The following is a 26981-nucleotide window of genomic DNA, read 5'->3' on the forward strand; positions in this document are numbered from 1 at the left end:
GCCAGTCGTGCCGGCGGCGGCGCCGGTCTGCATCCAGGGCCGGATCCTTGCGGGCCGGCCCTGCGTTGCCGGTACTTCGATTACTCGGTGCCGTGCGAGTTGGCCGCGGCGTTGCGCATGGCCTCCTCGCGCGACTGGATGCCGTTGTAGAACAGGTTCAGCGCCACCGCGACGATGGTGCCGAGCACGATGCCGCTGTGCGTGAACGGGTCGGTCCACTTGGGCAGGTACTGGAAGAACGTCGGCGCCAGCGTCGGGATCATGCCGAAGCCGATCGAGATCGCGACGATAAACAGGTTGTGGCGGTTGCGGTTGAAATCGCACGAGCCCAGGATGCGGATGCCGGTCGCGGCGACCATGCCGAACATCACGATGCCGGCGCCGCCCAGCACGAACTGCGGCACCGAGGCCACCACGTGGGCCATCTTCGGAAACAGGCCGAAGGCGATCAGGATGATGCCGCCGGCCGCCGCCACATAGCGCGAGCGCACGCCAGTCACCGTGACCAGGCCCACGTTCTGCGAGAACGAGGTGTAGGGGAAGGTGTTGAAGATGCCGCCGATCACCGTGCCCAGGCCGTCGGCGCGCAGGCCGCGGGTCAGGTCCTCGTTGCTCAGCTTCTTGCCGGTGATGTCCGACAGCGCCAGGAACATGCCGGTCGACTCCACCAGCGTGATCAGCATGACGATGCACATCGACAGGATCGCGGTCAGCTGGAAGGTCGGCATGCCGAAATGCAGCGGCGTGATCACGGCGACGAAGCTGGCTTCGTCCAGGCCGTCGAACGACACCTTGCCCAGGCCCATCGCCACCAGCGTGCCGATGATGATGCCGAGCAGCACCGCGCAGTTGGCGACCAGGCCGCGGCCGTACTTGGTCAGCAGCAGGATGATGACCAGCGTCAGGCCGGCGATGCCAAGGTTGGCCAGGTCGCCATAGGCCAGGTTCGGCACTTCCTTGACGACGCCGTCGATGACGGCGCGCGTGGTGGGCTGGCCCCCGGCCGACCAGTTGATGGCCACGCGCATCAGCGACACGCCGATCAGCGTGATCACGGTGCCGGTCACCACCGGCGGGAACAATCCCAGCATGCGTCCCATCAGCGGCGCGATCAGGATGCCGAAGATCCCTGACGCGATCACCGCGCCGTAGATGCCGAGCAGGCCGACATTGGGGTCGGTGCCGATGGCGATCATCGGCGCCACCGAGGCGAAGGTCACGCCCATCATCACCGGCAGGCGGATGCCGAACTTCCAGAAGCCGATCGCCTGGATCAGCGTGGCCAGGCCGGCGGCGAACAGGTCGGCGTTGATCAGGAAGGCCAGCTGGTCCTTGGGCAGCTTGAGCGCGCCACCCACGATCAGTGGCACGGCAACCGTGCCGGCGTACATCACCAGAACGTGCTGCAACCCGAGCGCGAGCAGGCGCCCGGAAGGCAAACGCTCGTTGGTGAGGTCCGTCGGGACCGTGGTGCTTGCGGAATTCATTGGTGCGTCTCCTCTCCTTTGGTTTGATGGGAACGCCACGTCCGTGCCGGCAGTTGAATGGTGTTGTTATGGGCCCGCCGTTGCCGCGCTCTCGTTTGCACTGCCTGGGCGCGGTACTGACGACGGGCCTGCTGCCTTCTTCTTGCGGGGGCGTGACGGGAACACCGTGCTAGGTGGAGCGGCCTAGTACGCTGCGAAGATCGAAGCTGCCCGGTTCGTCCGGCTGCACGCGGTCGGCGCAGGCGCCAAGGTGGTGCGCCATGCGCGACTGGGCCAGTGCGGCGTTGCCCTGTTCGAGGGCGTCGAGGATTTCTTCGTGCTCGTCGAACGAGCAGGCGTTGTTGCCCGGCGCTTCCACGCTGGCGATCATCAGCGTGGTGCGCGACACCAGGCGCCGCATCATGTTGACCAGCAGCGCATTGCCCGACAGTTCCGCCAGCGCGGTGTGGAATTCGGCGGACAGGCGGATCCACTTCGGGCGGTCGTGCGTCAGGAAGGCCTGGCGCTCGCTGGCGACCATCTGGCGCAGCGGCGCGATCACGGCCTTGACGTCGGGCATGGCGGCCAGCTTTTCCAGCACCGCGCGCTCCAGCATCTGGCGCAGCTCGAACATGTCGTGCGCCTCGTCGGTCGACGGGCTGGCGATAAAGGCGCCGCGGTTGGGCTCGAGGTCGACCATGCCGTCCGCCGCCAGGTGCGACAGCACCTTGCGCACGGTGTGGCGCGCGGTGGCATAGATCTCGCAAAGCGAATGCTCGGTGAGCTTGGTGCGCGGCGGCAGCCGGTGCTCCATGATCGCGTCGTAGATCTCGTGGTACATGCGCTCCTCGACCGAGCCCTTGCGCGCAGGCCTGGCGGGCTTGCCCGGGATCTCGGTCGGGTCGCCGGCCTCGCGGTGGGCCTTGGATTCGGCCTTGGATTCGGCCTTGGATTCGGCGTTGGCGGCAATCAGCTTCAGGCTCTTGGACATCGTGGCACCGGCAGGTCAGGCAGGGCACCGTAAATCCTGCGTATCAGGGTACGGTGATCCAAAAATTGTTGACAATTATTTGGTTACGGCCTCAATATTGTCAACAAAACCAACTCAGGTTTTCGACAACTCAGGGTAATCCCTGAATTGCCAACGGGGAAGTGCAGGCGCATTGTCGCCACGCACCAACCCAGCGCCGGGATGCGTTACCAGACGTACCGAGCGGGCACCATTCCCACACATGGTGCTAGTGAAGGCAGCGGCGCCCCTCACAACCCAATCGCAAAAGGACAAATACGATGGGACGCTTGACCACCCATGTTCTCGACACCGCTGCGGGCACGCCCGGGCAGGGCATGTCGATTACTCTCCATAAAATTGTCGAGAATCGTCGCGAAACCCTGAAGACCGTGGTCACCAACCACGACGGCCGCTGCGACCAGCCGCTGCTGGAAGGCGCCGACCTCGCCGCGGGCGTGTACGAACTGGAATTCGCCGCCGGCGATTATTTCCGCGCGCAGGGCGTGAAGCTGCCCGAGCCGGCCTTCCTGGACGTGGTGCCGCTGCGCTTCGGCATTGCCGACGTCAACGCGCACTATCACGTGCCCCTCCTGGTTTCGCCCTGGTCGTACTCGACCTACCGCGGCAGCTGAAGCGGTGGCATAGGGAAACAGGAGACAAGACATGGAAGGCTATATCCTCGACTGGGCCAATATGCTGCTGCGGTGGGTGCACGTCATCACCGCCATCGCATGGATCGGCTCTTCGTTCTATTTCGTGTGGCTGGACAACAGCCTGACCAAGCCCACCGCGCCGGACCTGAAGGAGAAGGGTGTCGACGGCGAACTGTGGGCCGTGCACGGCGGCGGCTTCTACAACCCGCAGAAGTACCTGACCGCGCCCAAGCAGTTGCCGGAGAACCTGCACTGGTTCTACTGGGAGTCGTATTCGACCTGGATGAGCGGCTTTGCGCTGCTGGTGGTGCTGTACCTGTTCAATGCCAGCACGTTCCTGATCGACAAGAACGTGTACGACATGTCGCCCGGCGCGGCGGTCGGCTTCGCGGTGTCGTACCTGCTGATCGGCTGGATCGTCTATGACAGCATCTGCCGCCTGTTCAACAAGAACGACCGCCTGGTCGGCATCCTGGTGGCGATCTACATCGCCGCCGCCGCCTACGTCGCGTGCCATATCTTCTCGGGCCGCGCGGCGTTCCTGCTGACCGGCGCGATGATCGCGACGATCATGAGCGCGAACGTGCTGGCGTGGATCATCCCGGGCCAGCGCAAGGTGGTCGCGGCACTGAAGGCCGGCCAGCCGGTGGACCCGATCCACGGCAAGCGCGGCAAGCAGCGCAGCGTGCACAACACCTACTTCACGCTGCCGGTGCTGTTCGCGATGCTGTCGAACCACTACAGCATGACCTACGCCCACAAGTACAACTGGGTGGTGCTGATCCTGATCATGCTGTCGGGCGTGCTGATCCGCCAGTTCTTCATCCTGAAGCACAAGGGCAAGATCAACGTGCTGTGGCCTGCCGCCGGCGTCGCCGCGCTGGGCGTGGTCGCCGTGATGATCGCGCCGCAGCCGCGCCCGGCCGTGGCCAAGGCCGACGGCGAGGCCGCCACGGCGGTCAGCTTCGCCAAGGTGCAGGAAGTGATGAACGCGCGCTGCGTGCAGTGCCACGCCGAGCAGCCGAAGATGATGCCGACCGCGGCCAAGGGCATCAAGCTCGAGACGCCCGAGGACATCAAGGCCCACGCCCAGCTGATCTACCAGCAGGCGGTGCAGCAGAAGGCGATGCCGCTGGGCAACGTGACGCAGATTACCGACGACGAACGCGCGCTGCTGGGGCAGTGGTTCGAAGGCGGTGCCAAGACTACGAACTAACGTGGTCTGAACCGGGAAGCATTGGGGCTGGCGCGTGCAGAGCCAGCCCGCGAAATCCGAGCATCGGTGATCGACGGTCCGGAGGGTTGAGCGGTTGGCAACCGTCAGTACCGGACCGGCGAGGGTTTGAACGGGGCCTTGTGCCCCGTTTTTTTGTGCGCCCAGCATGGGCGCACTCTTGTGGGTGCAAGTCCCACCGTAAGTTGATCACAGCGAACGAAGCGAAGCGCAACTGCGTGAGGGCGACCGAGCGTGGGGAGGAAGCGTAGAGCGTAAATCGTGAGCCGATGAACAAGAACCACATAGAAGGCGCGGCTGAGCAGGGCGAGCGGGCGAGAAACCGCGAAGCTCTTGTGATCAAGGCGAGGCAGCGTAAATGTGGCGGCTGTGCGATGAAGGAGTGCGTTCTTACCTGGGGAGACCTCACCTCAATCCTGAAAGGGTAACGGCGTCGAGCCGGAGTGAGGAGTCAGCAGAGGCTGTAGTAGCCAGAGGACAGACCGGCAAGGTTGGAGCTATTGGCGAAGGGCCGAACGAGAGGAAGTGTCGGAAGCCATGACGATGATGGAGGCCAGGCGCCAGAAGCCCGTGCGAGCGGGGCGGGACACCGAAGCCAGGGGTGAAGCCCCGGCTGGAGTGGGCCGTGGCGAAGCCGAAATCCCGCGGCATGAAGCGGACGGCACAGGGTCGGCGCTGCTGGAAGCGGCGCTGACGCGCGAGAACTTGCGGCAGGCATTCAAACGGGTGCGGGCGAACAAGGGATCGGCGGGTGTGGACGGGCTGGACATTGACCAGACGTCGCGCAAACTGGTGTCCGAGTGGCCCCGTATCCGCGAGGAACTGCTGCGGGGGACGTACCGGCCCAGTCCGGTACGAAGGGTGATGATCCCGAAGGCGGCAGGTGGCGAGCGCGAGCTTGGCATCCCGACGGTGACGGATCGGCTGATCCAGCAGGCGCTGTTGCAAGTCCTGCAACCGCTGCTTGACCCGACCTTCAGCAAGCATAGCTACGGATTTCGGCCTGGACGGCGAGCACATGATGCGGTGCTAGCCGCTCAGTCGTTCGTGCAGTCGGGCCGGCATGTGGTGGTGGATGTGGACTTGGAGAAGTTCTTCGACCGAGTCAACCACGACATCCTGATCGACCGCCTAAGGAAACGCATCGCCGACGCCGGGATCATCCGGCTGATACGAGCCTACCTGAACGCGGGAATCATGGATGGCGGGGTGGTCATGGAACGGCATCAGGGAACGCCGCAAGGTGGCCCTCTGTCGCCGCTGCTGGCCAACGTCCTGCTAGACGAGGTGGATAAGGAGTTAGAGAAGCGGGGCCATTGCTTTGCACGATATGCCGACGACTGCAACATCTACGTTGGCAGTCGTCATGCAGGTGAGCGGGTGATGGTTCTGCTACGAAGGCTCTATGACCGCCTCAGGCTGAAAGTCAACGAAACCAAAAGCGCGGTGGCGCTTGTGTTTGGTCGTAAGTTCCTAGGGTATGCCCTATGGCAAGCACCGGACGGCGCGATTAAGCGTGTAGTGGCTACCAAGCCGATGGCGGCGTTCAAACAGCGTGTCAGGAACCTGACGCGGCGCAATGGTGGGCGCAGCCTCCAGGCCGTGGTCGATCAGTTGCGCTCCTACCTGCTGGGCTGGAAAGCCTACTTCGGGCTGGCGCAGACCTCCAGAATCTGGCGCGAGCTAGATAGCTGGATAAGGCGGCGGCTTCGGGCCTTGCAACTCAAACAGTGGCGCAGGGGCAAGACTATCCACCGTGAACTGCTTCGCCTGGGGGCCTCACTACCGGTGGCGCAGTCGGTGGCGGCGTTAAGCCGTCGCTGGTGGCACAACAGCCTATCGGCGATTCATCGGGTGCTGACCACTGCCTACTTCGATAGCCTGGGCCTGCCCCGTCTCGTCTGACCTCAACCTCTCGAACCGCCCGGTGCGGACCCGCATGCCGGGTGGTGTGGCAGGGGATGCAGCCCTGATGGGCTGCCCCCTATGCCGATTGCCTGGCGCTTATCCGCCGATATTCAGCAGCGCCAGCACCCCCAGCACCAGGAAGATCCCAGCCGCAACCTTGTGCACCAGCCCGATCGGCATCTTGTTGGCGAACCGGTCGCCCAGCAATACGGCCGGTGCATTGGCGATCATCATGCCGAAGGTGGTGCCCATGACCACCGCCAGCACGGCGTCGCTGAAGCGCGCCGCCAGCGCGACCGTGGCGATCTGGGTCTTGTCGCCCATCTCGGCAAAGAAGAAGGCGACCAGGGTGGTGCCGAGGATGCCGATGAAACCCTTGACCGGCCTGGACTGCTCGGCGTCGTCGAGCTTGTCGGGGATCAGCATCCACGCGGCCATGGCGATAAAGCCCAGGCCCAGGATCCAGCGCAGCAGGCTTTCACCGACCACGTGGGTGATCCAGCCGCCGAGCGCGCCGGCAAAGCCGTGGTTGAACAGCGTGGCGATCAGGATGCCGAGGATGATCGGCACCGGCTTGCGGTAGCGCGCGGCCAGTACCAGCGACAGCAGCTGCGTCTTGTCGCCCATTTCTGCGAGGGCGACGATGCCTGTGGAGACGAGGAAGGCTTCCATATTGGTCTTGTGGGGTAACCGGGCCGCAATGCATCGCGAGATGCCAATGACGCAACCCTTTCCCGGCCCGGCCAGAAAGGGATGGTCATCGGTCTCGCCAGGCATGGACGCTGCCTGGGCCGGTCTGGCCAGGCGGGTCCGGAGCTGCGCACGCCATAACCGCAAGCGGTCAAGTCTGTTGACGTACGCCCCTGTCTGCCGGAGTCCGCATTGCGCGGCGCGGCGAGAGCAGGGCGGCTACTCCCCAATGGAAGCGGCGATTATAACCGCGGCGGCGGTGGCTTGTCCACCGCCGCTGGCGGCCGGCACGGCGCTCAGGCCGGCACCGGCGCGTTGTCGCTGGTCTGGCGGCCGCGGAAGTCGGTCCAGCACAGCGCCTTGAAGTCATAGAGCTTGCAGCGGCGCGCGGTGTCGAAATACCAGCGCCACGAGAAGTTCTCGATAATGATGCGGCCCGGCAGGGCGTGCTCCAGCAGCGCCTGCGCGCGCTTGAGGCGGTACAGCGGCACGCTCATGTCGACGTGGTGCGCGGTGTGTTCCATGATGTGGTGCAGTGCCGCGCCGATGCCATGGCGGAAGCGCAGGTGCACGGTGGTCGAGACGAAGGGCTGGGCGCGGGCCCACATCGTCTTGGTGTCGTACCAGGCGACGCTGGTGTGGGTATGGTGCACGTACAGCACGAAGCCGACGGTGACGTTCCACACCAGGAAGGGCAGCACGAAGCCGGCGCCGACCAGCATCCACACCGACTGCTGCGTCGCCAGCGCCAGGCCGACCAGCGCGCCGATCCAGGCCAGCCCGAACGCCGCCACCAGCACGCAGTCGCCGGTAAAGATCGGCCGGCGCGTGGCCATCTGGCGCTTGCTGGGGAAGAACAGCTTGCACCACCAGATCTCGACCAGGTAATACAGCCCCGGGCCGAAGCCGGTGCGGTAGATGCGCTCCATCACGCGGCGCCAGCGCGGCAGCGCGTTGAATTCCTCGAGCGAATACGGCGCCCAGACGAAGTCGAAGCCCTTCAGGTTGGTGTAGCCGTGATGGACCACGTTATGGCCGACTTCCCACAGGCTGTACGGCGTCAGCGAGGGCAGGAAGGTCAGCCGGCCCAGCCACTTGTTCAGGCCGCGGCGCGGGGTCAGGCTCTGGTGGCAGGCATCGTGGCCGATGATAAACAGGCGCGCGATCACCAGCCCCGCCAGCACGCCCAGCGCGAGCTTGGCGGCCCAGTGCGGCGACAGCACCACGCCGGCCAGCACGGCGCCGAACAGCAGGTAATCGAATACGAACAGCATCAGCGCGCGCGGCGTGCTGCGCTGGCCCAGCGGGATCAGCCAGCCGCGGATGATCTTGCGCGACGGCAGCGGCGCGTCCGGCGCGATCGGTTCGGGCAGCGGGGCGTGATGCGGTGCCTGGGGGCGCGCGCGGGCATGCGCGGCGGCATGCTCGGCGGGCGAATCTGCGGTGTGGTAAGCGGTCATGCAGAACCTTCTGATTGCGGTCGATGGGTATGCGTGCGCGGCAAAACAGCGTGGCCGCGGCGGAACCGCAAGGTTAGAAGGCTTTGTCGAAGGCAGTCTTGACGGTCGTCAAGCCGGTGGGACGGCGGAAGCGGTAAGGGCGCGCCCGCCGCAAGTGCGGCGGGTCAGGGGTGCGGGAAGTGTGGCGGATCAGGCTGCCGGGATGCTGGCCGGCTCGCCCATCACGTAGACGCTGTCGATCACGCGGTCGTCGCCCAGCATGGCAAAGGCGAACAGCTCTTCTTCCAGCGTTTCCGAGCGGTTGCTGCGGCGGGCGATCAGCGGCGTCGCCTTCGGATCCAGCACGATGAAGTCGGCCTCGCAGCCTTCGCTGAAGCTGCCGACGCGGCCGGTCCAGCCCAGCGCCTCGGCCGCGGCGCGGGTGGCCAGGTAGAACATGCGCAGCGCGGTCAGGTAGTAGCCGCCCATGCGCGCCACCTTGTGCGCGGCGTTCATGGTGCGGAACATCGAGAACGAGGTGCCGCCGCCGACGTCGGTGGCCAGCGTCACGTTCAGGCGGTTGGCATCGGACTGGTGGAAGTCGTAGAAGCCGCTACCGAGGAACAGGTTGGAAGTCGGGCAGTGCGCCACCGCGGCGCCGCTGTCGGCCAGCCGGCGGCGGTCGTCCTGGTCCAGGTAGATGGCGTGGCCGTACATCGCGCCGGGACGCAGCAGGCCATAGCGGTCGTAGACATCCAGGTAGCTGCGCGCGTTCGGGAACAGCTCGGCCACCCATTTGACCTCGTCGCGGTTCTCCGCCACGTGGGTCTGGATAAACGCGTCCGGATAGGCGCGTGCCAGCTCGCCGCAGGCGGCCAGCTGCGCCTCGGTCGAGGTCGGGGCGAAGCGCGGCGTGATCGCGTACGACAGCCGCCCCTTGTTATGCCAGCGCGACAGCAGGTCGGCGGAATCCCGGGCGCCGCTTTCGGCGGTGTCGCGCAGGAATTCGGGGCAGTTGCGGTCCATCATCACCTTGCCGGTGACCATGCGCAGGTTGCGCGCCTCGCTTTCGGCGAAGAGGGCGTCGGCCGAAGCCTTGTGCACCGTGCTCCAGACCACCGCGCTGGTGGTGCCGTTGCGCAGCAGTTCCTCGGTGAAGAAGCCGGCGACGCCGCGTGCGTAGTCGGGATCGGCGAAGCGGCGCTCCTCGGGGAAGGTGTAGGTGTCGAGCCAGTGCAGCAGGCCCGGCGACGGCGACGCGATCATGTCGGTCTGCGGGAAGTGCACGTGGGTATCGATAAAGCCGGGCACGATCAGCTTGCCGCGGTGGTCGATGACCTCGGCGCCGGCCGGGATGCGTGCGGCCAGTTGCGCGTAGTCGCCGGCGGCGGCGATGCGCCCGTCGGTGACGATCAGCACCCCGTCGTCCCAATACTGATACGCGTCCTCATGGAATTGCGGGTCGCGCAGGAAATGCAGCACGCGGCCGCGAATGGCGCGGGTACGGGAGTCAGTGGTGGGGTGGGTCGTCATGGTTTGTCTCTCGTGGCCGGCCCGCGCGGCACCGCATGGTGCAAGCAGCAGGCCGGGCTATTGGCATGCGCCGGGCTCAGGCCGCGGGGGCCGTCGCGGGCGGGGACTTGGGCGGAGCGGACCAGAAGTGGTCGACTTCCGCCAGGAACTCGGCCTTCTGCATGGCAGGCAGGAAAGCCGCTTCAAAACTGTTGCGGGCCAGCTTGTGCGCGTCGGCCGCGTCCAGCGGCAGCGCGTCGAAGGTGGCTTCCCAGTTCGCATTCATATAGCCGCCGAAATAGGCCGGATCGTCCGAATGCAGGGTGATTGCCACGCCCGCATCCAGCATGCGCTTGAGCGGGTGGTCGCGCAGGTCGGGATAGACCTTGAGCTTGACGTTCGACAGCGGGCACACCGTCAGCGCCACGCGCTCGCGCGCCAGGCGCTCGACCAGCGCGGCATCGTCGATGGCGCGCACGCCGTGGTCGATGCGCTCCGCCTTCAGGATGTCGAGCGCATCGGTCACGTATTGCGCCGGGCCTTCCTCGCCCGCGTGCGCCACCAGGTGCAGGCCCAGCTCGCGCGCCCGCGCGAACACGCGCGCGAATTTCTCGGGCGGATTGCCTTTCTCCGACGAATCGAGCCCGACGCCGACGAAGCGGTCGCGATAGGGCAGCGCCGCTTCCAGCGTGGCGAACGCGTCTTCCTCCGACAGATGGCGCAGGAAGCACAGGATCAGGCTGCTGGAGAAGTCGTACTCGGTGCGCGCCTGCGCCAGCGCATCGGCAATGCCGTCGATCACCACGCCGATCGGCACGCCGCGCGCGGTATGGGTCTGCGGATCGAAGAAGATCTCGGCGTGGCGGACGTTGTCGGCGACGGCGCGCTTGACGTAGTCCATGGTCATGTCGAAGAAATCTTCCTCGGTCAGCAGCACGCTGGCGCCGGCGTAGTAGATGTCCAGGAACGACTGCAGGTCGGTGAAGGCGTAGGCGGCGCGCAGCGCGTCGACGCTGGGGTAGGGCAGCGCCACCTGGTTGCGCTGCGCCAGCCGGAAGATCAGTTCCGGCTCAAGCGTGCCTTCGATATGCACATGCAGTTCGGCCTTGGGGGTGCGGCGGATCTGTTCCGCGAGCGCGGCATCGATGGTCATGGGGGCCTCGTTTCTGGGCTTTTCTGTGCCGGCCGGCAGCACCGGCGGCACGGGTTCAGGGATGCACCGTCTCCGTGCGGCCAGCACGCAGCGCGGCAAGGCGCTGTTCGCGGACCTGGAGCAGCTGGGCGACGATGGCAACCGCAATCATAGCCGGAGCCTTGTCGGTGATCCCGGGAACCCCCATGGGGCATGTCATTTCCGCAAACCGGGCCGGGTCGATGCCGTGCTCGGCCATGCGGTGTTCAAAGCGCGCGCGCTTGGTCTTGGAACCGATCAGGCCGAAGTAGGCGAAATCGGTGCGCTTGAGGATTTCCTCGCACAGGGTCTGGTCGAGCGCATGGCTGTGCGTCATCACCAGGAAATAGCTGCCCGCCGGCGCCTGCGCAACCACGGCCTCGGGCGTGTCGCTGGCCTCGGCCTCGACGTTGTCGGGCAGGCCGCCCGGAAACAGCGTGTCGCGCTCGTCGACCCAGTGCACGCGGCACGGCAGCGTGGCCAGCACCTTGACCAGCGCATGGCCGACATGGCCGGCGCCGAACAGCACCACGTGCATGGTGTCAGGCACCAGCGTGTCGATCCAGCTGCCGTCCGCTTGCAGCTCCACGCCGGCGAGCACCGCGCGGCTGTCGCAAAAAGTCACCGCGCCACGGGCCGGCACCTGCCGCTGCAGCGCGCGCTGCGCGGCGAAATTGCGCTCGACCGCATCGAGCCAAGCCAGGTCGGCCGGGCCCAGCACCTCGAACGCAAGCTGCACCACGCCGCCGCAGCACTGCCCCAGCGCCGGGCCCAGCGGAATGCGCTCGATCCGGCGCGGCTCACCGCGCACCAGCATCTCGCGCGCGATGTCCATGCCGCGCCATTCCAGGTGGCCGCCGCCGATGGTGCCGACCAGGTCGTCGGCGCTGACCAGCATGCGGATACCGGCCTCGCGCGGCGCCGAGCCCTTGACCTCGACGATGGTGACCATCGCCACCGGCACGCCGGCACGCACCATGCGGGCGGCGTCGGCGAAGCGGAAGGGTTTGAGCGGTGCGTCCTGCATGGTCGGGGGCCTCGTGGTGATGCGTGTGATGCGTGTGATGCGTGGTATGGCTTGGGGTATCGCTTGCGTCAGTGGTGGCGCGCGCCTGCTTCTTCCGCCGGCCCCTCGCCTGTCAACGCAGTCGAGGGGGGAAAGTCCGGGGCGTCTGCAGGCGCGCGCTTCCTTGCCACCGTTTCAGGCCCCGGGAGCAGCCACCCGAGCAGCCCCTTGCGCCGCCGCCGCGCGCACCGCATCGACGGCGTCGAGAATCGCCTCGCTGGTGGCCGGCGCCTTCAGCGGCGGGTTGATGCGGTAGTCGCCCAGCGCCGCCACGGCGTCGCGGATCGCGAAGAACACCGAGAACGGCAGCAGCAGCGGCGGCTCGCCCACCGCCTTGGAGCGGTGGATGCTGTCCTCGACGTTGCGATTCTGGAACAGGCGCACGTTGAATTCCTCGGGGCAGTCGTTGACCGTCGGGATCTTGTAGGTGGACGGCGCGTGCGTCATCAGCTTGCCGTCCTTGTTCCACCACAGTTCCTCGGTAGTCAGCCAGCCCATGCCTTGGATAAAGGCGCCTTCGACCTGGCCGATGTCGATCGCCGGGTTCAGCGAGCGGCCGGCGTCGTGCAGCGCATCGGCGCGCAGCAGCTTCCATTCGCCGGTGAGCGTGTCCACCAGCACCTCGGAGCACGCGGCGCCGTAGGCGAAGTAGTAGAACGGGCGGCCCTGCAGCGTCTTCTGGTCCCAGTGCAGCTTGGGCGTGGTGTAGAAGCCGTCGGACCACAACTGCACGCGCGCCACGTAGGCTTCGCGCGCCAGCTCGCCGAACGACAGGCGCAGCTCGCCGGCGCTGACCAGGTCATCGTTGAAGCGCACCTCGGACGGCTCCACGCCGGCCTTGCGCGCGGCAAACGCGGTCAGGCGCTCGCGGATCTGCCGCGCCGCGTCCTGCGCGGCCTTGCCGTTCAGGTCGGCGCCGGTCGATGCCGCGGTGGCCGAGGTATTGGCCACCTTGCTGGTATCCGTCGCGGTCACGCGCACGCGCTCCATGCGGATGCCGAGCTCGTGCGCCACCACCATCGCCACCTTGGTGTTCAGGCCCTGGCCCATTTCGGTGCCGCCGTGGTTCACCAGCACCGAGCCGTCGTTGTAGACGTGCACCAGCGCGCCGGCCTGGTTGTAGTGGGCCACGTTGAACGAGATGCCGAACTTCACCGGGGTGATGGCGATACCCTTCTTCAGCACCGGGCTGCTGGCGTTGAACGCGCGCGTGGCCTCGCGGCGGGCGCGGTATTCGCTGCTGGCCACCAGTTCGTCGATCAGCTCGTGGATGACGTTGTCTTCCACGGTCTGGCCGTAGGGGGTGACGTTGTTCTCGCCCTTGCCGTAGAAGTTGGCGCGGCGCACGTCGAGCGCATCCTTGCCGACGGTGCGGGCGATATTGTCGAGGATGTACTCGACCGCGAACGCGCCCTGCGGGCCGCCGAAGCCGCGGAAGGCAGTGTTGCTCTGCGTGTTGGTCTTGCCGCAGTAGCCGTCGATCTGCACGTTCGGCAGCCAGTAGGCGTTGTCGAAGTGGCAGATGGCGCGGGTCATCACCGGGCCCGACAGGTCGGCCGAGAAGCCGGCGCGCGACACCATCTCGACCTTGACGCCTTCGATATGGCCTTCGTCGTCGTGGCCGACGCTGTAGTCGAACACGAAGTCATGGCGCTTGCCGGTGATCATCATGTCGTCGTCGCGGTCCGGGCGCAGCTTGACCGGGCACATCAGCTTCCACGCCGCCAGCGCGGCGCAGCAGGCAAACAGCGCCGACTGCGACTCCTTGCCGCCGAAGCCGCCGCCCATGCGGCGGCATTCGACCAGCACCTGGTGTGCATGCCAGCCCAGCATATGCGCGACCGCGTGCTGCATCTCGGTCGGGTGCTGGGTCGAGCACCACACGTGCATGCCGTCGTTCTCGCGCGGCGCGGCGTACGAGATCTGGCCTTCGAGATAGAACTGCTCCTGGCCGCCGAGGTGGATCGTGCCGCTGTCCTGATGGACCGCGCCCGCAATGCGCGCGGCCGGTTCGCCGCGTGTCAGGTGCATCGGCGGCAGCACGTAGCTGCCGGCCTGGTGCGCGGCCTGCGGCGACAGCACCGGCGGCAGGTCTTCATAGTCGATCACGCCGAGGCGGGCGGCGCGGCGGGCGGCGTCATGCGAGGTCGCCACCACGATAAAGACCGGCTGGCCGATAAACTGCACCACGCCACGCGCCAGGATCGGGTCGTCATGGATGATCGGGCCGCAGTCGTTGGTGCCGGGGATGTCGTCCACCGTCAGCACGTCGACCACGCCCGGCGCGGCACGCACCTGGTCGAGCGAGACCGACTTGATGCGCGCGTGCGCGCGGGTGCTCATGCCGAGCGCGGCGTGCAGCGTGCCGGCCAGCTCGGGGATGTCGTCGGTGTAGGTCGCGGTGCCGGCAACGTGCAGGTGGGCGGATTCGTGCGGACGCGAGATGCCGACCTGCGGTACCTGTTCGGCGGCGGCGTCGAGCAGGAAGGGTTCGGTTTGCTTGTTCATGCCGATTTCGTTCCTTGTTCTCCGGCTCAGGCCGTGGCGGTTGCGGTTGCGATGGCCTTGATGCCGGCGCCGGGGGCGCGGACATTGACGGCTGCGGCGGGCAGCGCGTCGGCGTTGGTTTCCAGCCAGAACCGGTACAGCAGGTTGGCGGCGCCGCGGCTGCGGTACGACGCGGTCGCGCGCATGTCGGTGAGCGGCGTGTAGTCCTGTGCCAGCGCGGCCATGCCGGCGCGCGCGGTGGCTTCGTTCCACGGCTGGCCGGTCAGCGCCGCCTCGGTGGCGGCGGCGCGCTTGGGCGTCGCGGCCATGCCGCCGAAGGCGATGCGGGCCTGCGTGACGATGCCGTCCTGCACGGTGATGCCGAACGCGGCACACACGGCGGAAATATCCTCGTCAAAGCGTTTGGACAGCTTGTAGGTGCGGAAGTGCTGCGGGCCGGCCACCGGCACGCGCAGCGCGGCGACGAACTCGCCCGGCTGCATCGCGGTCTTCTGGTAGGCCAGGTACAGGTCTTCCAGCGGCAGCGTGCGGCGCGTCTCGCCGTGCTGCAGCACCACTTCCGCGCCCAGCGCGATCAATGCCGGCATCGAGTCGCCGATCGGCGAGCCGTTGGCGATATTGCCGCCCAGCGTGCCGGCATTGCGGATCGGCAGCGAGGCGAAGCGCTTCCACAGTTCTTCCAGCTCCGGGTGCGCCGCGTTGAGTGCGGCGTAGGCCTTTTCCAGCGTCACGGCGGCGCCGATCTCGATCATGCCGTCGCGCTGCTCGATCTGGTTCAGGTCCTCGACCTGGCCCACGTAGAGCAGGTTGCCGAGCTCGCGGAACTGCTTGGTGACCCACAGGCCGACGTCGGTGCTGCCGGCCAGGATGCGGATCTCGGGCTGCGCCGCCTTGATCGCGCCGAACTCGGCCGCGGTGCGCGGGGCGAAGAACTCCTGCCCCTGCGCGCGGTAGCGGAAGGTTTCGCCGCGCTTGAGGTTGCGCAGCGCGTCGGCGATCTGGCGCGGGTCGAGCTTGTCCGCGCTGGGGGCGGGCAGGGCCATCATGCGTTCGCCGGCGTCGATGATCGGGCGGTAGCCGGTGCAGCGGCACAGGTTGCCGGTCAGCGCGTCGCAGATGGTCTGGCGCGACGGGGCCGCGCCGCCCGGGGTGTGCTGCTGGTACAGCGCCCACAGCGACATCACGAAGCCCGGGGTGCAGAAGCCGCACTGCGAGCCGTGGCACTCGACCATGGCTTCCTGCACCGGGTGCAGGGTGCCGTCGGCCTGGCGCAGGTCCTCGACCGTGATCAGGGCCTTGCCGTCGAGCGTGGGCAGGAACTGGATGCAGGCGTTGACTGCCTTGAATTCGACGTCGCCGCCGTCCTGCAGCTCGCCGACCACGACGGTGCAGGCGCCGCAGTCGCCTTCGGCGCAGCCTTCCTTGGTGCCGGTGCAGCGCGCGTCTTCACGCAGGTACTGCAGCACGGTGCGGGTAATGGGGGCGTCGGATACTTCCTTGACCTGGCCGCGGTGGAAAAAGCGGATGGTTTGCGTCTCCATGGTCTTCTCTCTCTTGGTGATGGCGGAAACATAGCACCCGGGCCTTTCCAGCAATATTCGGCCCAAGTGATATGCCCCATCAGCGGGCGCCACCGGACGTGCGCCGCCGCACCAGCCGGCGCCCCTCGGCAGAGGGTGATTTGACCGATTGTGGGGTGCCTGTCATACACTATGCGCCGTTCCCATCCCCCACGCCACCCATCCGGCCGCGCCGGAGGGCCGCCATCGCCATGCACGGACGCGACCATCTCGATACCTATTTGCTGCGGGTGCTCCACACCCTGCTCACCGAGCAGAGCGTGACCCGCACCGCCGTGCGTCTAGGCCAGTCCCAGCCCGCCATCAGCAACACCCTGAAGCGCCTGCGCGAGATCACCGGCGACGCCATTTTGGTGCGGGGCAAAAACGGCATGGTGCCCACCGAGCGCGGCCGCGAACTGCTGGCGCTGGCCGAGCAGAGCCTGGCGGCGATGGACCGCATCGCGCGGCCGCCGCAGCAGTTCGACCCGGCCACCACCACGCGCACCTTCCACCTCGGCGCGCCCGACTACCTGGACGCGTTCTTCCTGCCCAATATCGTCGAGCGCGTGCGCCGGCTGGCGCCGGGCGCCAAGCTGTTCGTGCACCCGATGACGTCGTCGTCGGACTTCCTCGACGACCTCGAGCAGGGACAGCTGGATATCGTGGTCGGCAACTGGCTGTCGCCGCCGGAACACCTGCATATCTCGCCGCTGTTCGACGACGAGGTGGTATGCATGCTGGGCGCGCAGCACCCGCTGGCGCGCAAGGGACTGACGCTCAAGCACTACCTGGAAATGCCGCACCTGGCGCCGGCGCCCTACGCGTCGATGCAGCGCAGCATGATCGACCAGGCGCTTGCCGAGCAGGGCTACAAGCGCAATATCCAGGTCACGCTGCCGTATTTCGGGCTGGTGCCCTATGTGCTGATGAAGACCGACATGGTCTTCACCACCGGCCGGCAGTTCGCCGCGCACTACGCCCAGTACCTGCCGATCCGCATGGTGCCGTCGCCGGTGTCGTTCCCGCGTATGCGCTTCTACCAGCTCTGGCACGAGCGCTGCCATGCCGCGCCGGACGTGATGTGGATCCGGCGCATGATCGCGGAGGTGGCGGCGGATCTGCCGCAGTTGCCCCGGCTCGAGGCCGAGGCAGGTTGAGCCCGGGCCAGTGCGGCCGCGACTCTACTTTGCGTGGGCAGTGGGGAAGAACAGCTGTTCGCCCTCGACCTTGTACCCCGCGATCGCGTCCTGTCCTTCCTTTGACGTGATCCACTCCACCATCTTCATCGCATCCTTGTAGTTGATGCCCGGATGCCTGGCGGGGTTGACCGCGATGATCCCGTACGGGTTGAACATCTTCGGATCGCCCTCGATGGCGATCGCCAGCCCGGTCTTGGCGCGGTAGGCGCCGTAGGTGGCGCGGTCCGACAGCGTGTAGGCCGGCATCTGCGCCGCCATGGTCAGCACCTCGCCCATGCCCAGGCCGGCGTTGACGTACCACGGCTGGCCCTTGGGCTCGATGCCGAGCTGCTTCCAGTAGTCCTTCTCCATCACGTCGGTGCCGGAATTGTCGCCGCGCGAGATGAACTTGCTGCCGCTGGCGGCAAGCTTTCGGAACCCGGCCAGCACGTCCTTGCCGCCCTTGATCCCGGCCGGGTCGCTGGCCGGTCCAACCACGATGAAATCGTTGTACATCACGTCGCGCCGGTTGACGCCGTAGCCGGCGGCGACGAAGGCGTCTTCCATCTTGCGCGCGTGCACCAGCAGCACGTCGACATCGCCCATCTCGCCCATCTTCATGGCCTTGCCCGAGCCGACGGCGATGACTTTTACCTTGACGCCTGACTTCTGCTCGAAACGCGGCAGCAGGTGCTTCAGCAGGCCGGAGTTCTCGGTACTGGTGGTGGTGGCGAGCCTGATCTCGCCGGCCTGCGCGGCCGGCAGCAGGCCGAGGCACAGCAGCGGCACGATGGACACGACGAGGTGGCGCGCGCGGTGGCGCAAAACCTGGGCACGGCGGGGCATGGGCAGTCTCCTCGATGTTATGTTCTTACGGACATAATTGATTTTGCCTTCGGATCTCGGGGAGAATCCGGCAAAACAACATAAGAATGGGGTATTCATTGTGGTCCAGCCCAGATCGGCAAGTAAATATGTAGCGGGGAACCTATGACGTTCCGCTTCGACCTGTTTCCGGTGATCGCCTCCGACGACAATCCGCGCGCCAATGCCAAGGTGTTCCAGCTGCTCAAGGCGGTGCGCGAAACCGGCTCGCTGCACCGCGCCGCGCGCGAGATCGGGCTGTCGTACCGCCACGCCTGGGGCGTGATGCGGTCGTGGGAAGAGATGCTCGGCCGCAGCATGCTGGATATGGAACGCGGGCGCGGCGCCTCGCTGACGCGCTTCGGCGAGCGCCTGCTGCGCGCCGAGTTGCGCCTGCGCGAGTCGATCGAGCCGGCGGTGCAGCGCGCCATGGCGGAGTTCATCGCCGACCTGGACGACGCCCAGCAGCCGCAGTCGTGCGTGCATTTCACCGGCAGCCATGACCCGGCGGTGGAAGTGCTGGCCGCCGCGCTGGGCAGGGCCGGCAGTCCGCTGCAGCTCGACACCGTGTTCTGCGGCAGCGTCGAAGGGCTGATCTGCCTGCAGGAGCGCCAGTCGGAGCTGGCCGGGTTCTATGTGTCGCCGGTGCAGACCGCGGGCTCGGTGGCGCATGTGACCCTGCGCAAGTGGCTGCGGCCCGGCGCCGTGCGGCTGCTGCGGCTGGCGTGGCGCGAGCAGGGCCTGATCCTGGCGCCGGAGCTGGCGCGCGAGGTGCACGACCTGCGCGGCCTGGCGCGCAGCCAGGCGCGCTTCGTCAACCGGCAGCGCAGCTCGGGCACGCGCATGCTGTTCGACCAGCTGCTGGCCGCCGAGGGCCTGTATCCCGACCTGGTCAACGGCTACGACGAGACCGAGTTCAGCAATGAAAAAGTGGCGGAAGCCGTGCACAGCGGCCGCGCCCAGGCCGGTTTCGGGCTGCGCATGAACGCCGAGGCCCACGGGCTGGCGTTCGTGCCGCTGACGCGCGAAGCCTATTACCTGGCGCTGCGCAAGAACGACCAGACCGCCGGCTGGATGGCCGCGCTGCTGGCCCTGCTGGCCGATCCGGCCTTTGCGCGGCGCGTCGAGGCGCTGCCCGGCTATACCATGGCCGAGCCGGCGGGCATCCTGACCCCGCAGGAGGCGCTGCCGTGGTTCGGCCCGGACGGCAAGGAAGGCAGCTGAGCCACGGCGGGGCCGGTCCCGGACCGGCCGGCCTGGTCCGTATTACACTCCCAGCCAGGGCGCGCCGGTCTCCGCACCGTCCCGCGCCGGACCCTTGCAAGGAGCGCCATGCTGGAAACCGCCGCGCTGGCCGCGGGCATGTCCTGGGCCAGCGGTTTTCGCCTGTATCTTGCCGTGCTGACCGCCGGGGTGCTGGCGCGGCTGGGCTGGCTGGAGCTGCCGCCCGGGCTGCAGCCGCTGGAGTCGTGGTGGGTGATCGGCGTGGCCGCGGTGCTGGCGGTGGCCGAGTTCGTCGCCGACAAGGTGCCTGCCTTCGACACCGTCTGGGACGGCATCCATACCTTTATCCGCATTCCGGCCGGGGCGATCCTGGCGGCCGCCGCGTTCGGCCAGCTCGATCCGCAATGGGTGGTGGCGGCGGGCCTGATCGGCGGTACGCTGGCCGGCACCGCGCATGCGGTCAAGGCCGGCACGCGCGCGCTGATCAACGTGTCGCCGGAACCGTTTTCCAACTGGACGGCCTCATTCACTGAGGACCTGACCGCCACCGGCAGCCTGCTGCTGGCGTTCTTCGTGCCGGTGCTGTTCCTGGTGCTGCTGGCGGTGTTCCTGGTGGGCGCGGTGTGGCTGCTGCCGAAGTTGTGGCGCGGCGTGCGCCGGCTCCATGCCAGCCTGCGCGGCGGAACCCGGCATGATGTGCCGCGCTAGCGGCGCGGCCAGCTTTTTTTTGCATTACTGAGTGACCCGAGGCGCAACGGCGCCAGCAACCAAGAACCAAGCAACCGATGCCCTCCGAGTCCGCCATCGACGTCCCTGCGACTACCGCCCAACCCACAGGATTGCATGCCGCCACCGGCGGCAAATTCTCCGCCTGGCGCCAGGCGCTGCGCATGGCCCGACGCGACTGGCTGGCAGGCGAGCTCTACCTGCTGCTGTTTGCGCTGGTGCTGGCAGTGGCCGCGCTGACCAGCGTGGGATTTATGGCCGACCGCATGCGGCTGGGCCTGGAGCGCGACGCGCGCCAGATGATTGCGTCCGACGTGCTGCTGGTGGCCGACCAGCCCTTCGACGCCGCGTTCGCACAGCGCGCCCGCGCCGCCGGCCTGGCGGTGGCGCAGACCGTCACCTTCCCGAGCATGGCCACCGCCGAGGGCAAGGCCCAGGCCGGCGCCGAGCCGCCCAGCCAGCTGGCGGCGCTCAAGGCGGTCACCGACGGCTATCCGCTGCGCGGCCGGCTCAGGGTGACCGGCGCGCCGGGCGCGCCGGACGCGCCCGCGGACGGGATTCCCGCGCCGGGCACGGTATGGGTCGACGAGGCGCTGCTGGGCGCGCTGGGCGTAGCGGTGGGCGACAGCCTGCGGCTGGGCAGCCGCAGCTTCCGCATCGACCGCATCATCACGCAGGAACTCGACCGAGGCACCGGCTTCATGAACTTCGCGCCGCGCGTGCTGATGCCGCTGTCGGAACTGGATAGCACCGGGCTGATCGGCTGGGGCAGCCGCGTTACCTACCGGCTGCTGGTGGCCGGCCCCGACGCCGCCGGCGCGGCCTTCCAGAAATGGGCGCAGGACGAGATCGAACGCCGCCAGCTGCGCAATACGAGGGTCGAGTCGCTCGAATCCGGCCAGCCGCAGATGCGCGCCACGCTCGACCGCGCCGAGCGCTTCCTGTCGCTGGTGGCGGTGCTGTCGTCGATGATCGCGGCGGTGGCGATCGCGATGTCGGCGCGCCGCTATATGCAGCGCCACACCGATGCCTGCGCGGTCTACAAGTGCCTGGGGCTGTCGCGCGGTCAGATCCTGCGCGCCTTCGGGTTTGAATTCCTGCTGGTCGGCGCGGCCGGCGCGCTGGCCGGCGTGCTGCTCGGCTACCTGGCGCACTATGGCCTGCTGCTGTCGCTGGGCGGGCTGCTCAAGGTGTCGCTGCCGCAGCCGTCGCTGCTGCCGGCGCTGGTGGGCGTGCTGGCCGGGCTGGTGCTGCTGGCCGGGTTTGCGCTGCCGCCGCTGCTGGCGCTGACGCGGGTGGCGCCGCTGCGGGTGCTGCGGCGCGATATCGGGCTGCCGCCGGTGTCGGCGTGGGTGGCCTACGCGCTCGGGTTGGGCGCCTTTGTCGCGCTGCTGCTGGTGGCGGCGCGCGACCTGCGGCTGGGACTGACCACCGCCGGCGGCTTTGTCGCCGCGGGCGTGGTGTTCGGCGTGCTGGCATTGGGCCTGCTGACCTTGCTGTCGCGGCTGCTGCGCGGACGCCTGCGCGGGCGCACGGCGATGGGGTGGCGCTTCGCGCTGGCGGTGCTCGAGCGCCGCCGCACGGTCACGGTGCTGCAGACCGTGGCGCTGGCGGTGGGGTTGATGGCGCTGCTGCTGCTCGGCATGACCCGCAATGACCTGGTCGATTCCTGGCGCAGCGCCACGCCGGCCGACGCGCCCAACCGCTTCATCATCAATATCCAGCCGGACCAGCGCGAGCCGCTGCGCCAGATGCTGGCCGGCGCCGGCATCACCGACCTGCTTTACCCGATGGTGCGCGGACGCCTGACCCATATCGGCGAGCGCACCATCCGCGGCGACAGCTTCGAGGACGGGCGCGCGCGCAACCTGGTCGAGCGCGAGTTCAACCTGTCCTATACCGATGCGCTGCCGGAGGGCAACCGCGTGATCGCCGGACGCTGGTCGAACGGGTCCGACGGCGCCGAGGCGGGCGCGTCGGTGGAAGAGGGCATCGCCAAGACCCTGGGCATCCGGCTCGGCGACACACTGCGCTTCGACGTGGCGGGCCAGCCGGTGCAGGCGCGCGTGACCTCGCTGCGCAAGCTCGACTGGGGCTCGATGCGGGTCAACTTCTTCGTGATCCTGCCGCCGCGGGCGATGCAGGGCATGCCCGAGACCTACATCACCTCGTTCCACCTGCCGCCCGCCAGCGCCGCGCTGGGCAACCGGCTGATCGCGGCGTTTCCCAACATCACCGTGGTCAACACCGACATGATCCTGCGCCAGATCCAGGACATCCTGGACCAGGTGATCGCGGCGGTGGAGTTCCTGTTCGTGTTCACGCTGGCCGCGGGGGTGACGGTGCTGTACGCGGCGTTGTCGGGTGCGCGCGACGAGCGCATGCGCGACGCGGGCCTGCTCAAGGCGCTGGGCGCTTCGGCCGCGCTGGTGCGGCAGACCCAGTATGCCGAGTTCCTGGTGGTGGGCGGGCTCGCCGGCCTGCTGGCCAGCCTCGGCGCGATCGCGGTGGGCTGGGGGCTGTCGCAGTTCGTGTTCGACTTCCCGTACCGCTTCAATGCGTGGATCGTGCCGGTCGGCGTGGTTTCTGGCATGCTGTGCGCTTTTGCCGGCGGCTGGCTGGGCCTGCGCGAAGTGCTGCGCCAGCCCGCGCTGGCGACCTTGCGCGATGCCTGAGCGCGCGTGCCGGCGCCGCCCCAGACCGAGTGTGTGATGAGTACTGAATCCGATGACAAGCCCGGCAATGCCGAGGTCACTGCCTTTGAACTGGTGGGCGGCGAGGCGCGCGTGCGCGAACTGGTCGACCGCTTCTACGACCTGATGGACCTGGAGCCGCAGTTCGCCGGGCTGCGCGCGCTGCACCCGCCGTCGCTGGAGGGCTCGCGCGACAAGCTGTTCTGGTTCCTGTGCGGCTGGCTGGGCGGCCCCAACCACTTTATCGAGCGCTTCGGCCATCCGCGCCTGCGCGCGCGCCATATGCCGTTCGAGATCGGCATCAGCGAGCGCGACCAGTGGATGCGCTGCATGGCGCTGGCGATGCAGGACATCGGCCTGCCCGAAGACCTGCAGCTGCGGCTGATGCAGGCCTTCTTCCAGACCGCCGACTGGATGCGCAACGTGGCGCGCTGAGGCGCCAACGCGCCCGTTTCTACCTCGAAAGGTTGCCCCGCCGATGACAGCCCAACTGCCTGAAGACGCCCTGCGTGTGCTGGATTTCTGGTTCGACCAGCCCGGTTCGGCCGCCTGGAATACGGCGCGCCCGCAGTGGTTCACCAAGTCGGATGCATTCGATGCGCAGATTCGCGCGAACTTCCTGTCCGCCTGGCAGGTGGCCTGCGACGGGGCGCCTGATGACTGGTCGGTCACGCCCGAGGGCGCCTGCGCGCGCGTGGTGCTGCTGGACCAGTTCCCGCGCAACATGTTCCGCAACGACCCGCGCAGCTTCGGCACCGATGCGCAGGCGCTGGCACTGGCGAGGCGCATCGTCGCCACTGGCATGGACCGCGCGCTGCCAACTGACTATCACCGCATGTTCTGCTACATGCCGTTCGAGCATTCCGAGGCACTGGAAGACCAGGACCAGGCGGTGCGCCTGATGACGCAGCTGCGCGAGGCCAGCGGTGGCGTGGTCGACGTGGTGGAGTGGGCCGAGAAGCATCGCGTCATCATCGCGCGCTTTGGCCGCTTCCCGCACCGCAATGCGGTGCTGGGCCGGCACAGCACGGCCGAGGAACAGGCATTCCTGCAGCAGCCGGGCTCTTCGTTCTGAACCCGGCCCGGAAGCCGGCGCGCGCTCAGGTCTGGTCGCGCGCCTGCTGCCACTTGTCGACGCGCACGTGCGGCGCGGCCGCCAGTTGCGCCAGCAGGCCGGCGGGCGTGTCGCCCACGTGCAGCAGGTCGGCGTGCACCTGCTTCAGGAAGCCTTCGCGCACCGCGTGCGACAGGAAGCCCAGCATGCCGTCGTAGAACCCGGCCAGGTTCAGCAGGCCCACCGGCTTGGCGTGGTAGCCCAGCTGCAGCCAGGTGAAGGTCTCGAACAGTTCCTCGAAGGTGCCCACGCCACCGGGCATGGCGACAAAGGCGTCGGCGCGGTCGGCCATCATCTGCTTGCGCTCGTGCATGTTGCGCACCACGTGCAGCTCGGTCAGTCCGCGGTGGCCGACTTCCTTCTGCATCAGCGCTTCCGGGATGATGCCGATGGCACGGCCGCCATGTTCCAGCACGGCATCGGCGACGATGCCCATCAGGCCCACCTTGCCGCCGCCGTACACCAGCGTCAGGTCGTTTTCGGCCAGGGTGCGGCCGAGCAGGCGCGCGCCCTCGGCGTATTCGGGACGGTTGCCGGGGCTGGACCCGCAATACACGCAGACGGATTTCACTTCGTTTCCTTTGCCGCGCCGGCGGCCTTGGCTGCCGCGTAGTCGCGCGCCAGCTGGTCGAATGCCTCCCGTGCCCGGCCGCGCAGGTAGGGCGCCAGGATCGAGAAGATGTGGTAGCTCGAACCGTGCAGGTAGCCGCGGATCTGCTCGGGATCGTTGTACTGGCGCGGATGCTGCACGAACTGGAACGACAGCCAGTAGGTGGCGACCACCACCATGTTGGTGCAGATGGCCTCGACCTGCTCGGGCGTGGCTTCCATCTCGCCGTCCTCGATGAACTGGCGGCAGATCTCGTGCGCAAAGCGCTGCTTCTGCTCGACGATGCGCTTGAAGTTGGTCTCCAGCATCCGGTTGCGCGCCAGCAGGTCGTTGATGTCGCGGTACAGGAAGCGGTAGTTCCACAGGAACTCGGACATGTACTGCAGGTAGCCCCAGCTTTCGTCGAGCGTGGCCTTGTGGTCGTCCGGCATCTTCAGGCGGCGCTCCATCTCCTGCTCGAAGCGCACGAAGATCGAGTTGATGATGTCGTCCTTGTTGCGGAAGTGGTAGTAGAGATTGCCGGGGCTGATCTCCATCGCTTCCGCGATCGTGGTGGTGGTGACGTTGGGCTCGCCGACTTCGTTGAACAGGCGCAGCGAGACGTCGAGGATGCGGTCCCTGGTGCGGCGGGGTCCGGTTTGCGGTTTCGGTTCCATGGGCGTCCGGGCGATCGGTGCGATCGGTAAGTCGGGGGCAGGGTAGCGATTATAAGCAATCGGCCTGCCTTGCCCATGCTGCGCCCCCGCCGCGCCCCCCGCGCCTGTCCCGGCCGGATCAGCCCGCCAGCGCCTGCACCCACCGCACCACATGCGGCCCGGCGATGGTGATCCAGGTGCCGCCGCACAGCACCAGCGCCAGCATCACCGCGGCGCTGCCGAAGTCCTTGGCGCGCTTGGACAGGCTGTGCCGCTCCAGCGAGATGCGGTCGACCGCGGCCTCGACGCTGGAGTTGAGCAGCTCCACGATCAGCACCACCAGCAGCGTGCCCAGCAGCAGGATGCGCTCGACCGCCGTCACCGGCAGCAGCAAGGCGCACGGCGTCAGGATCACCACCAGGGTCAGCTCCTGGCGGAACGCGCTCTCCTCCAGCACCGCATAGCGCAGCCCCGACAGCGAATTGATGGCCGCATGCCAGGCGCGCGCCAGGCCCCGGTTGCCCTTGTGCGGATTCTGGTCGACGGAGTAGTCAGCGCTCTGCATTGTGGGCGGCGGCCTCTGCATTGGCGGGTCGGACGGCAGTTCCGGATGCGGTTTCGGCATGGGTGTGCGGGGCGGAAGGCTGGGCTGTGGCGGGTGAGGCCGCTGCGCCGCCCCGGCCTGGCCTGGCAGCGGCGAACGGCCGCAGGTGGGCCAGAAACTGCTCGGACGCGGCGCGCCAGGAGAAGCGCTCGGCGTGGGCCCGGGCCGTGGCGCGGTCGATCCGCAGCGCTTCCAGGCAGGCCTCGCGCAGGTCTTCGTGCATCACGCCGGCGGGGCTGTCGCCGAGCACGTCGATCGGGCCCGTGACCGGATACGCTGCCACCGGCAGGCCACTGGCCAGCGCTTCCAGCAGCACCAGCCCGAAGGTGTCGGTGCGGCTCGGGAACACGAACACGTCAGCGGAAGCATACACCCGCGCCAGCTCGGGCTGGCTCAGCACGCCCAGGTAGTTGGCGCCGGGATAGCGCGCGCGCAGCGCCGGCAGCGCCGGGCCGTCGCCGACCACCCATTTGGAGCCGGGCAGGTCCAGCGCCAGGAATGCCTCGACGTTCTTCTCCACCGCCACGCGGCCGACGTACAGGAAGATCGGGTGGGCGGTGTTGAGCACATTGGCGCGCTGCGGCGTGAACACGTCCAGGTCCACGCCGCGCGTCCACAGCACGGCGTTGGTGATGCCGTAGCGGCGCAGGTCGTCCAGCACCACCGGCGTGGGCGCCATCACCGCCTGCGCGGGCTTGTGGAACCAGCCCAGGAAACGGTAGGTCCACGCCAGCGGAATGCCGAAGCGGGCCTGCACGTATTCCGGAAAGCGGGTGTGGTAGGCGGTGGTGAAGGGCAGCTTGCGGCGCAGCGCATGGCTGCGCGCGGCCAGCCCCAGCGGGCCTTCGGTGGCGATGTGCAGGGCGTCGGGGCCGAAGGCCTCGATGCGCCGCCGCACGCGCGCGCCCGGCAGCAGCGACAGCCGGATCTCGGGGTAGGTCGGGCACGGCACCGTGCGGAATTCCAGCGGCGTGATCATGTCGACCGTGTGGCCCATCGCCTCCAGTTCGCGGCGCGTGGACTTGAGCGTGCGCACCACGCCATTGACCTGCGGTTCCCAGGCATCGGTGACGATCAGGATCTTCATGCAGCCTCCTTGGGCGCGGTGGAAG

Annotated in this window: 23 protein-coding genes and 1 riboswitch; of the genes, 9 read left to right on the forward strand and 14 right to left on the reverse strand. The window is 67.8% G+C overall.

What is annotated here, in order from left to right; genetic code table 11:
- Positions 1-80: 80 nt before the first annotated feature.
- Together A2G96_RS06035 and A2G96_RS06040 are read right to left on the reverse strand one after the other, a co-directional pair.
- Positions 81-1487: a nucleobase:cation symporter-2 family protein gene (locus A2G96_RS06035; protein WP_062797683.1), complete on the reverse strand. Its 1407-nt coding sequence runs from the start codon at positions 1485-1487 to the stop codon at positions 81-83.
- A 169-nt stretch (positions 1488-1656) separates the two neighbouring features.
- Positions 1657-2457, reverse strand: coding sequence for a GntR family transcriptional regulator (locus A2G96_RS06040; RefSeq protein ID WP_062797685.1), 801 nt, complete (start codon positions 2455-2457; stop codon positions 1657-1659).
- A 299-nt stretch (positions 2458-2756) separates the two neighbouring features.
- On the opposite strand from A2G96_RS06040, the gene uraH reads away from it, so the two are divergent.
- From uraH to ltrA, 3 genes are all read left to right on the forward strand, one after another.
- Positions 2757-3110, forward strand: a complete 354-nt coding sequence (gene uraH, locus A2G96_RS06045; RefSeq protein WP_062797687.1) for a hydroxyisourate hydrolase — start codon at positions 2757-2759, stop codon at positions 3108-3110.
- A 31-nt stretch (positions 3111-3141) separates the two neighbouring features.
- Positions 3142-4347 carry a urate hydroxylase PuuD gene (locus A2G96_RS06050; protein ID WP_062797689.1) on the forward strand — a complete coding sequence of 402 codons (1206 nt, stop codon included), beginning with the start codon at positions 3142-3144 and terminating at the stop codon, positions 4345-4347.
- 555 nt (positions 4348-4902) lie between these two features.
- Positions 4903-6270 (forward strand): group II intron reverse transcriptase/maturase, encoded by a 1368-nt coding sequence (gene ltrA / locus A2G96_RS06060; RefSeq protein WP_062796547.1) that lies wholly within the window; start codon positions 4903-4905, stop codon positions 6268-6270.
- 99 nt (positions 6271-6369) lie between these two features.
- Here ltrA and A2G96_RS06065 read toward each other — a convergent pair whose 3' ends face one another.
- From A2G96_RS06065 to xdhA, 7 genes are all read right to left on the reverse strand, one after another.
- Positions 6370-6945 carry a TMEM165/GDT1 family protein gene (locus A2G96_RS06065; RefSeq protein ID WP_062797692.1) on the reverse strand — a complete coding sequence of 192 codons (576 nt, stop codon included), beginning with the start codon at positions 6943-6945 and terminating at the stop codon, positions 6370-6372.
- Between the two features lie 27 nt (positions 6946-6972).
- Positions 6973-7209: riboswitch (yybP-ykoY riboswitch) on the reverse strand.
- Positions 7210-7259: 50 nt separating this feature from the next.
- A complete protein-coding gene (locus A2G96_RS06070; protein WP_062797695.1) occupies positions 7260-8423 on the reverse strand; it encodes a fatty acid desaturase in 1164 nt (387 codons plus the stop codon).
- Between the two features lie 189 nt (positions 8424-8612).
- Positions 8613-9935, reverse strand: coding sequence for a guanine deaminase (gene guaD / locus A2G96_RS06075; RefSeq protein WP_062797697.1), 1323 nt, complete (start codon positions 9933-9935; stop codon positions 8613-8615).
- Between the two features lie 76 nt (positions 9936-10011).
- Complete coding sequence (locus tag A2G96_RS06080) at positions 10012-11067, reverse strand: adenosine deaminase (protein WP_062797700.1); 1056 nt, start codon at positions 11065-11067, stop codon at positions 10012-10014.
- A 55-nt stretch (positions 11068-11122) separates the two neighbouring features.
- On the reverse strand, positions 11123-12112 hold the full coding sequence (gene xdhC, locus A2G96_RS06085; RefSeq protein ID WP_062797702.1) for a xanthine dehydrogenase accessory protein XdhC: 990 nt from the start codon (positions 12110-12112) through the stop codon (positions 11123-11125).
- A 174-nt stretch (positions 12113-12286) separates the two neighbouring features.
- Complete coding sequence (xdhB, locus tag A2G96_RS06090; protein ID WP_062797704.1) at positions 12287-14659, reverse strand: xanthine dehydrogenase molybdopterin binding subunit; 2373 nt, start codon at positions 14657-14659, stop codon at positions 12287-12289.
- 26 nt (positions 14660-14685) lie between these two features.
- Positions 14686-16200, reverse strand: coding sequence for a xanthine dehydrogenase small subunit (gene xdhA, locus A2G96_RS06095; RefSeq protein ID WP_062797706.1), 1515 nt, complete (start codon positions 16198-16200; stop codon positions 14686-14688).
- A 230-nt stretch (positions 16201-16430) separates the two neighbouring features.
- Between xdhA and A2G96_RS06100 the strand changes: the two genes are divergently transcribed.
- The gene (locus A2G96_RS06100; RefSeq protein WP_010809162.1) at positions 16431-17378 is read left to right on the forward strand and encodes a LysR substrate-binding domain-containing protein; all 948 of its coding nucleotides are present in this window, start codon (positions 16431-16433) and stop codon (positions 17376-17378) included.
- A gap of 24 nt (positions 17379-17402) precedes the next feature.
- Here the strand turns inward: A2G96_RS06100 and A2G96_RS06105 are convergent, their stop codons facing one another.
- On the reverse strand, positions 17403-18245 hold the full coding sequence (locus A2G96_RS06105; RefSeq protein ID WP_174549293.1) for an ABC transporter substrate-binding protein: 843 nt from the start codon (positions 18243-18245) through the stop codon (positions 17403-17405).
- Between the two features lie 144 nt (positions 18246-18389).
- Between A2G96_RS06105 and A2G96_RS06110 the strand changes: the two genes are divergently transcribed.
- From A2G96_RS06110 to A2G96_RS06130, 5 genes are all read left to right on the forward strand, one after another.
- Complete coding sequence (locus tag A2G96_RS06110) at positions 18390-19487, forward strand: substrate-binding domain-containing protein (protein ID WP_062797709.1); 1098 nt, start codon at positions 18390-18392, stop codon at positions 19485-19487.
- Between the two features lie 108 nt (positions 19488-19595).
- On the forward strand, positions 19596-20195 hold the full coding sequence (locus A2G96_RS06115) for a DUF4126 domain-containing protein (protein ID WP_062797711.1): 600 nt from the start codon (positions 19596-19598) through the stop codon (positions 20193-20195).
- A gap of 77 nt (positions 20196-20272) precedes the next feature.
- Positions 20273-22888 (forward strand): ABC transporter permease, encoded by a 2616-nt coding sequence (locus tag A2G96_RS06120; protein ID WP_062797714.1) that lies wholly within the window; start codon positions 20273-20275, stop codon positions 22886-22888.
- A 36-nt stretch (positions 22889-22924) separates the two neighbouring features.
- Positions 22925-23341 carry a group II truncated hemoglobin gene (locus A2G96_RS06125; protein WP_062797716.1) on the forward strand — a complete coding sequence of 139 codons (417 nt, stop codon included), beginning with the start codon at positions 22925-22927 and terminating at the stop codon, positions 23339-23341.
- Between the two features lie 43 nt (positions 23342-23384).
- On the forward strand, positions 23385-23981 hold the full coding sequence (locus tag A2G96_RS06130; protein WP_062797718.1) for a DUF924 family protein: 597 nt from the start codon (positions 23385-23387) through the stop codon (positions 23979-23981).
- A gap of 25 nt (positions 23982-24006) precedes the next feature.
- On the opposite strand, the gene A2G96_RS06135 is transcribed toward A2G96_RS06130, so the two are convergent.
- The 4 genes from A2G96_RS06135 to A2G96_RS06150 all read right to left on the reverse strand — a co-directional run bounded on the left by A2G96_RS06135 (position 24007) and on the right by A2G96_RS06150 (position 26956).
- Positions 24007-24591, reverse strand: a complete 585-nt coding sequence (locus tag A2G96_RS06135) for an LOG family protein (protein ID WP_062797720.1) — start codon at positions 24589-24591, stop codon at positions 24007-24009.
- Positions 24588-25286, reverse strand: a complete 699-nt coding sequence (locus A2G96_RS06140; protein ID WP_018005421.1) for a TetR/AcrR family transcriptional regulator — start codon at positions 25284-25286, stop codon at positions 24588-24590. The genes A2G96_RS06135 and A2G96_RS06140 overlap by 4 nt, the downstream gene beginning before the upstream one ends.
- 118 nt (positions 25287-25404) lie before the next feature.
- A complete protein-coding gene (locus A2G96_RS06145; RefSeq protein WP_082818863.1) occupies positions 25405-25890 on the reverse strand; it encodes a diacylglycerol kinase in 486 nt (161 codons plus the stop codon).
- Positions 25817-26956: a glycosyltransferase family 4 protein gene (locus A2G96_RS06150; protein ID WP_062797722.1), complete on the reverse strand. Its 1140-nt coding sequence runs from the start codon at positions 26954-26956 to the stop codon at positions 25817-25819. The genes A2G96_RS06145 and A2G96_RS06150 overlap by 74 nt, the downstream gene beginning before the upstream one ends.
- Positions 26957-26981 lie beyond the last annotated feature (25 nt).

The sequence above is a fragment of the Cupriavidus nantongensis genome (assembly GCF_001598055.1).
Classification (GTDB): Bacteria; Pseudomonadota; Gammaproteobacteria; order Burkholderiales; family Burkholderiaceae; genus Cupriavidus; species Cupriavidus nantongensis.

Excerpts from the sequence above, each read along its gene's own strand:
- A2G96_RS06035 (WP_062797683.1), bottom strand. The coding sequence starts at position 1,487 with ATGAATTCCGCAAGCACCACGGTCCCGACGGACCTCACCAACGAGCGT.
- A2G96_RS06040 (WP_062797685.1), bottom strand. The coding sequence starts at position 2,457 with ATGTCCAAGAGCCTGAAGCTGATTGCCGCCAACGCCGAATCCAAGGCC.
- uraH (WP_062797687.1), top strand. The coding sequence starts at position 2,757 with ATGGGACGCTTGACCACCCATGTTCTCGACACCGCTGCGGGCACGCCC.
- A2G96_RS06050 (WP_062797689.1), top strand. The coding sequence starts at position 3,142 with ATGGAAGGCTATATCCTCGACTGGGCCAATATGCTGCTGCGGTGGGTG.
- ltrA (WP_062796547.1), top strand. The coding sequence starts at position 4,903 with ATGACGATGATGGAGGCCAGGCGCCAGAAGCCCGTGCGAGCGGGGCGG.
- A2G96_RS06065 (WP_062797692.1), bottom strand. The coding sequence starts at position 6,945 with ATGGAAGCCTTCCTCGTCTCCACAGGCATCGTCGCCCTCGCAGAAATG.
- A2G96_RS06070 (WP_062797695.1), bottom strand. The coding sequence starts at position 8,423 with ATGACCGCTTACCACACCGCAGATTCGCCCGCCGAGCATGCCGCCGCG.
- guaD (WP_062797697.1), bottom strand. The coding sequence starts at position 9,935 with ATGACGACCCACCCCACCACTGACTCCCGTACCCGCGCCATTCGCGGC.
- A2G96_RS06080 (WP_062797700.1), bottom strand. The coding sequence starts at position 11,067 with ATGACCATCGATGCCGCGCTCGCGGAACAGATCCGCCGCACCCCCAAG.
- xdhC (WP_062797702.1), bottom strand. The coding sequence starts at position 12,112 with ATGCAGGACGCACCGCTCAAACCCTTCCGCTTCGCCGACGCCGCCCGC.
- xdhB (WP_062797704.1), bottom strand. The coding sequence starts at position 14,659 with ATGAACAAGCAAACCGAACCCTTCCTGCTCGACGCCGCCGCCGAACAG.
- xdhA (WP_062797706.1), bottom strand. The coding sequence starts at position 16,200 with ATGGAGACGCAAACCATCCGCTTTTTCCACCGCGGCCAGGTCAAGGAA.
- A2G96_RS06100 (WP_010809162.1), top strand. The coding sequence starts at position 16,431 with ATGCACGGACGCGACCATCTCGATACCTATTTGCTGCGGGTGCTCCAC.
- A2G96_RS06105 (WP_174549293.1), bottom strand. The coding sequence starts at position 18,245 with ATGCCCCGCCGTGCCCAGGTTTTGCGCCACCGCGCGCGCCACCTCGTC.
- A2G96_RS06110 (WP_062797709.1), top strand. The coding sequence starts at position 18,390 with ATGACGTTCCGCTTCGACCTGTTTCCGGTGATCGCCTCCGACGACAAT.
- A2G96_RS06115 (WP_062797711.1), top strand. The coding sequence starts at position 19,596 with ATGCTGGAAACCGCCGCGCTGGCCGCGGGCATGTCCTGGGCCAGCGGT.
- A2G96_RS06120 (WP_062797714.1), top strand. The coding sequence starts at position 20,273 with ATGCCCTCCGAGTCCGCCATCGACGTCCCTGCGACTACCGCCCAACCC.
- A2G96_RS06125 (WP_062797716.1), top strand. The coding sequence starts at position 22,925 with ATGAGTACTGAATCCGATGACAAGCCCGGCAATGCCGAGGTCACTGCC.
- A2G96_RS06130 (WP_062797718.1), top strand. The coding sequence starts at position 23,385 with ATGACAGCCCAACTGCCTGAAGACGCCCTGCGTGTGCTGGATTTCTGG.
- A2G96_RS06140 (WP_018005421.1), bottom strand. The coding sequence starts at position 25,286 with ATGGAACCGAAACCGCAAACCGGACCCCGCCGCACCAGGGACCGCATC.
- A2G96_RS06145 (WP_082818863.1), bottom strand. The coding sequence starts at position 25,890 with ATGCCGAAACCGCATCCGGAACTGCCGTCCGACCCGCCAATGCAGAGG.
- A2G96_RS06150 (WP_062797722.1), bottom strand. The coding sequence starts at position 26,956 with ATGAAGATCCTGATCGTCACCGATGCCTGGGAACCGCAGGTCAATGGC.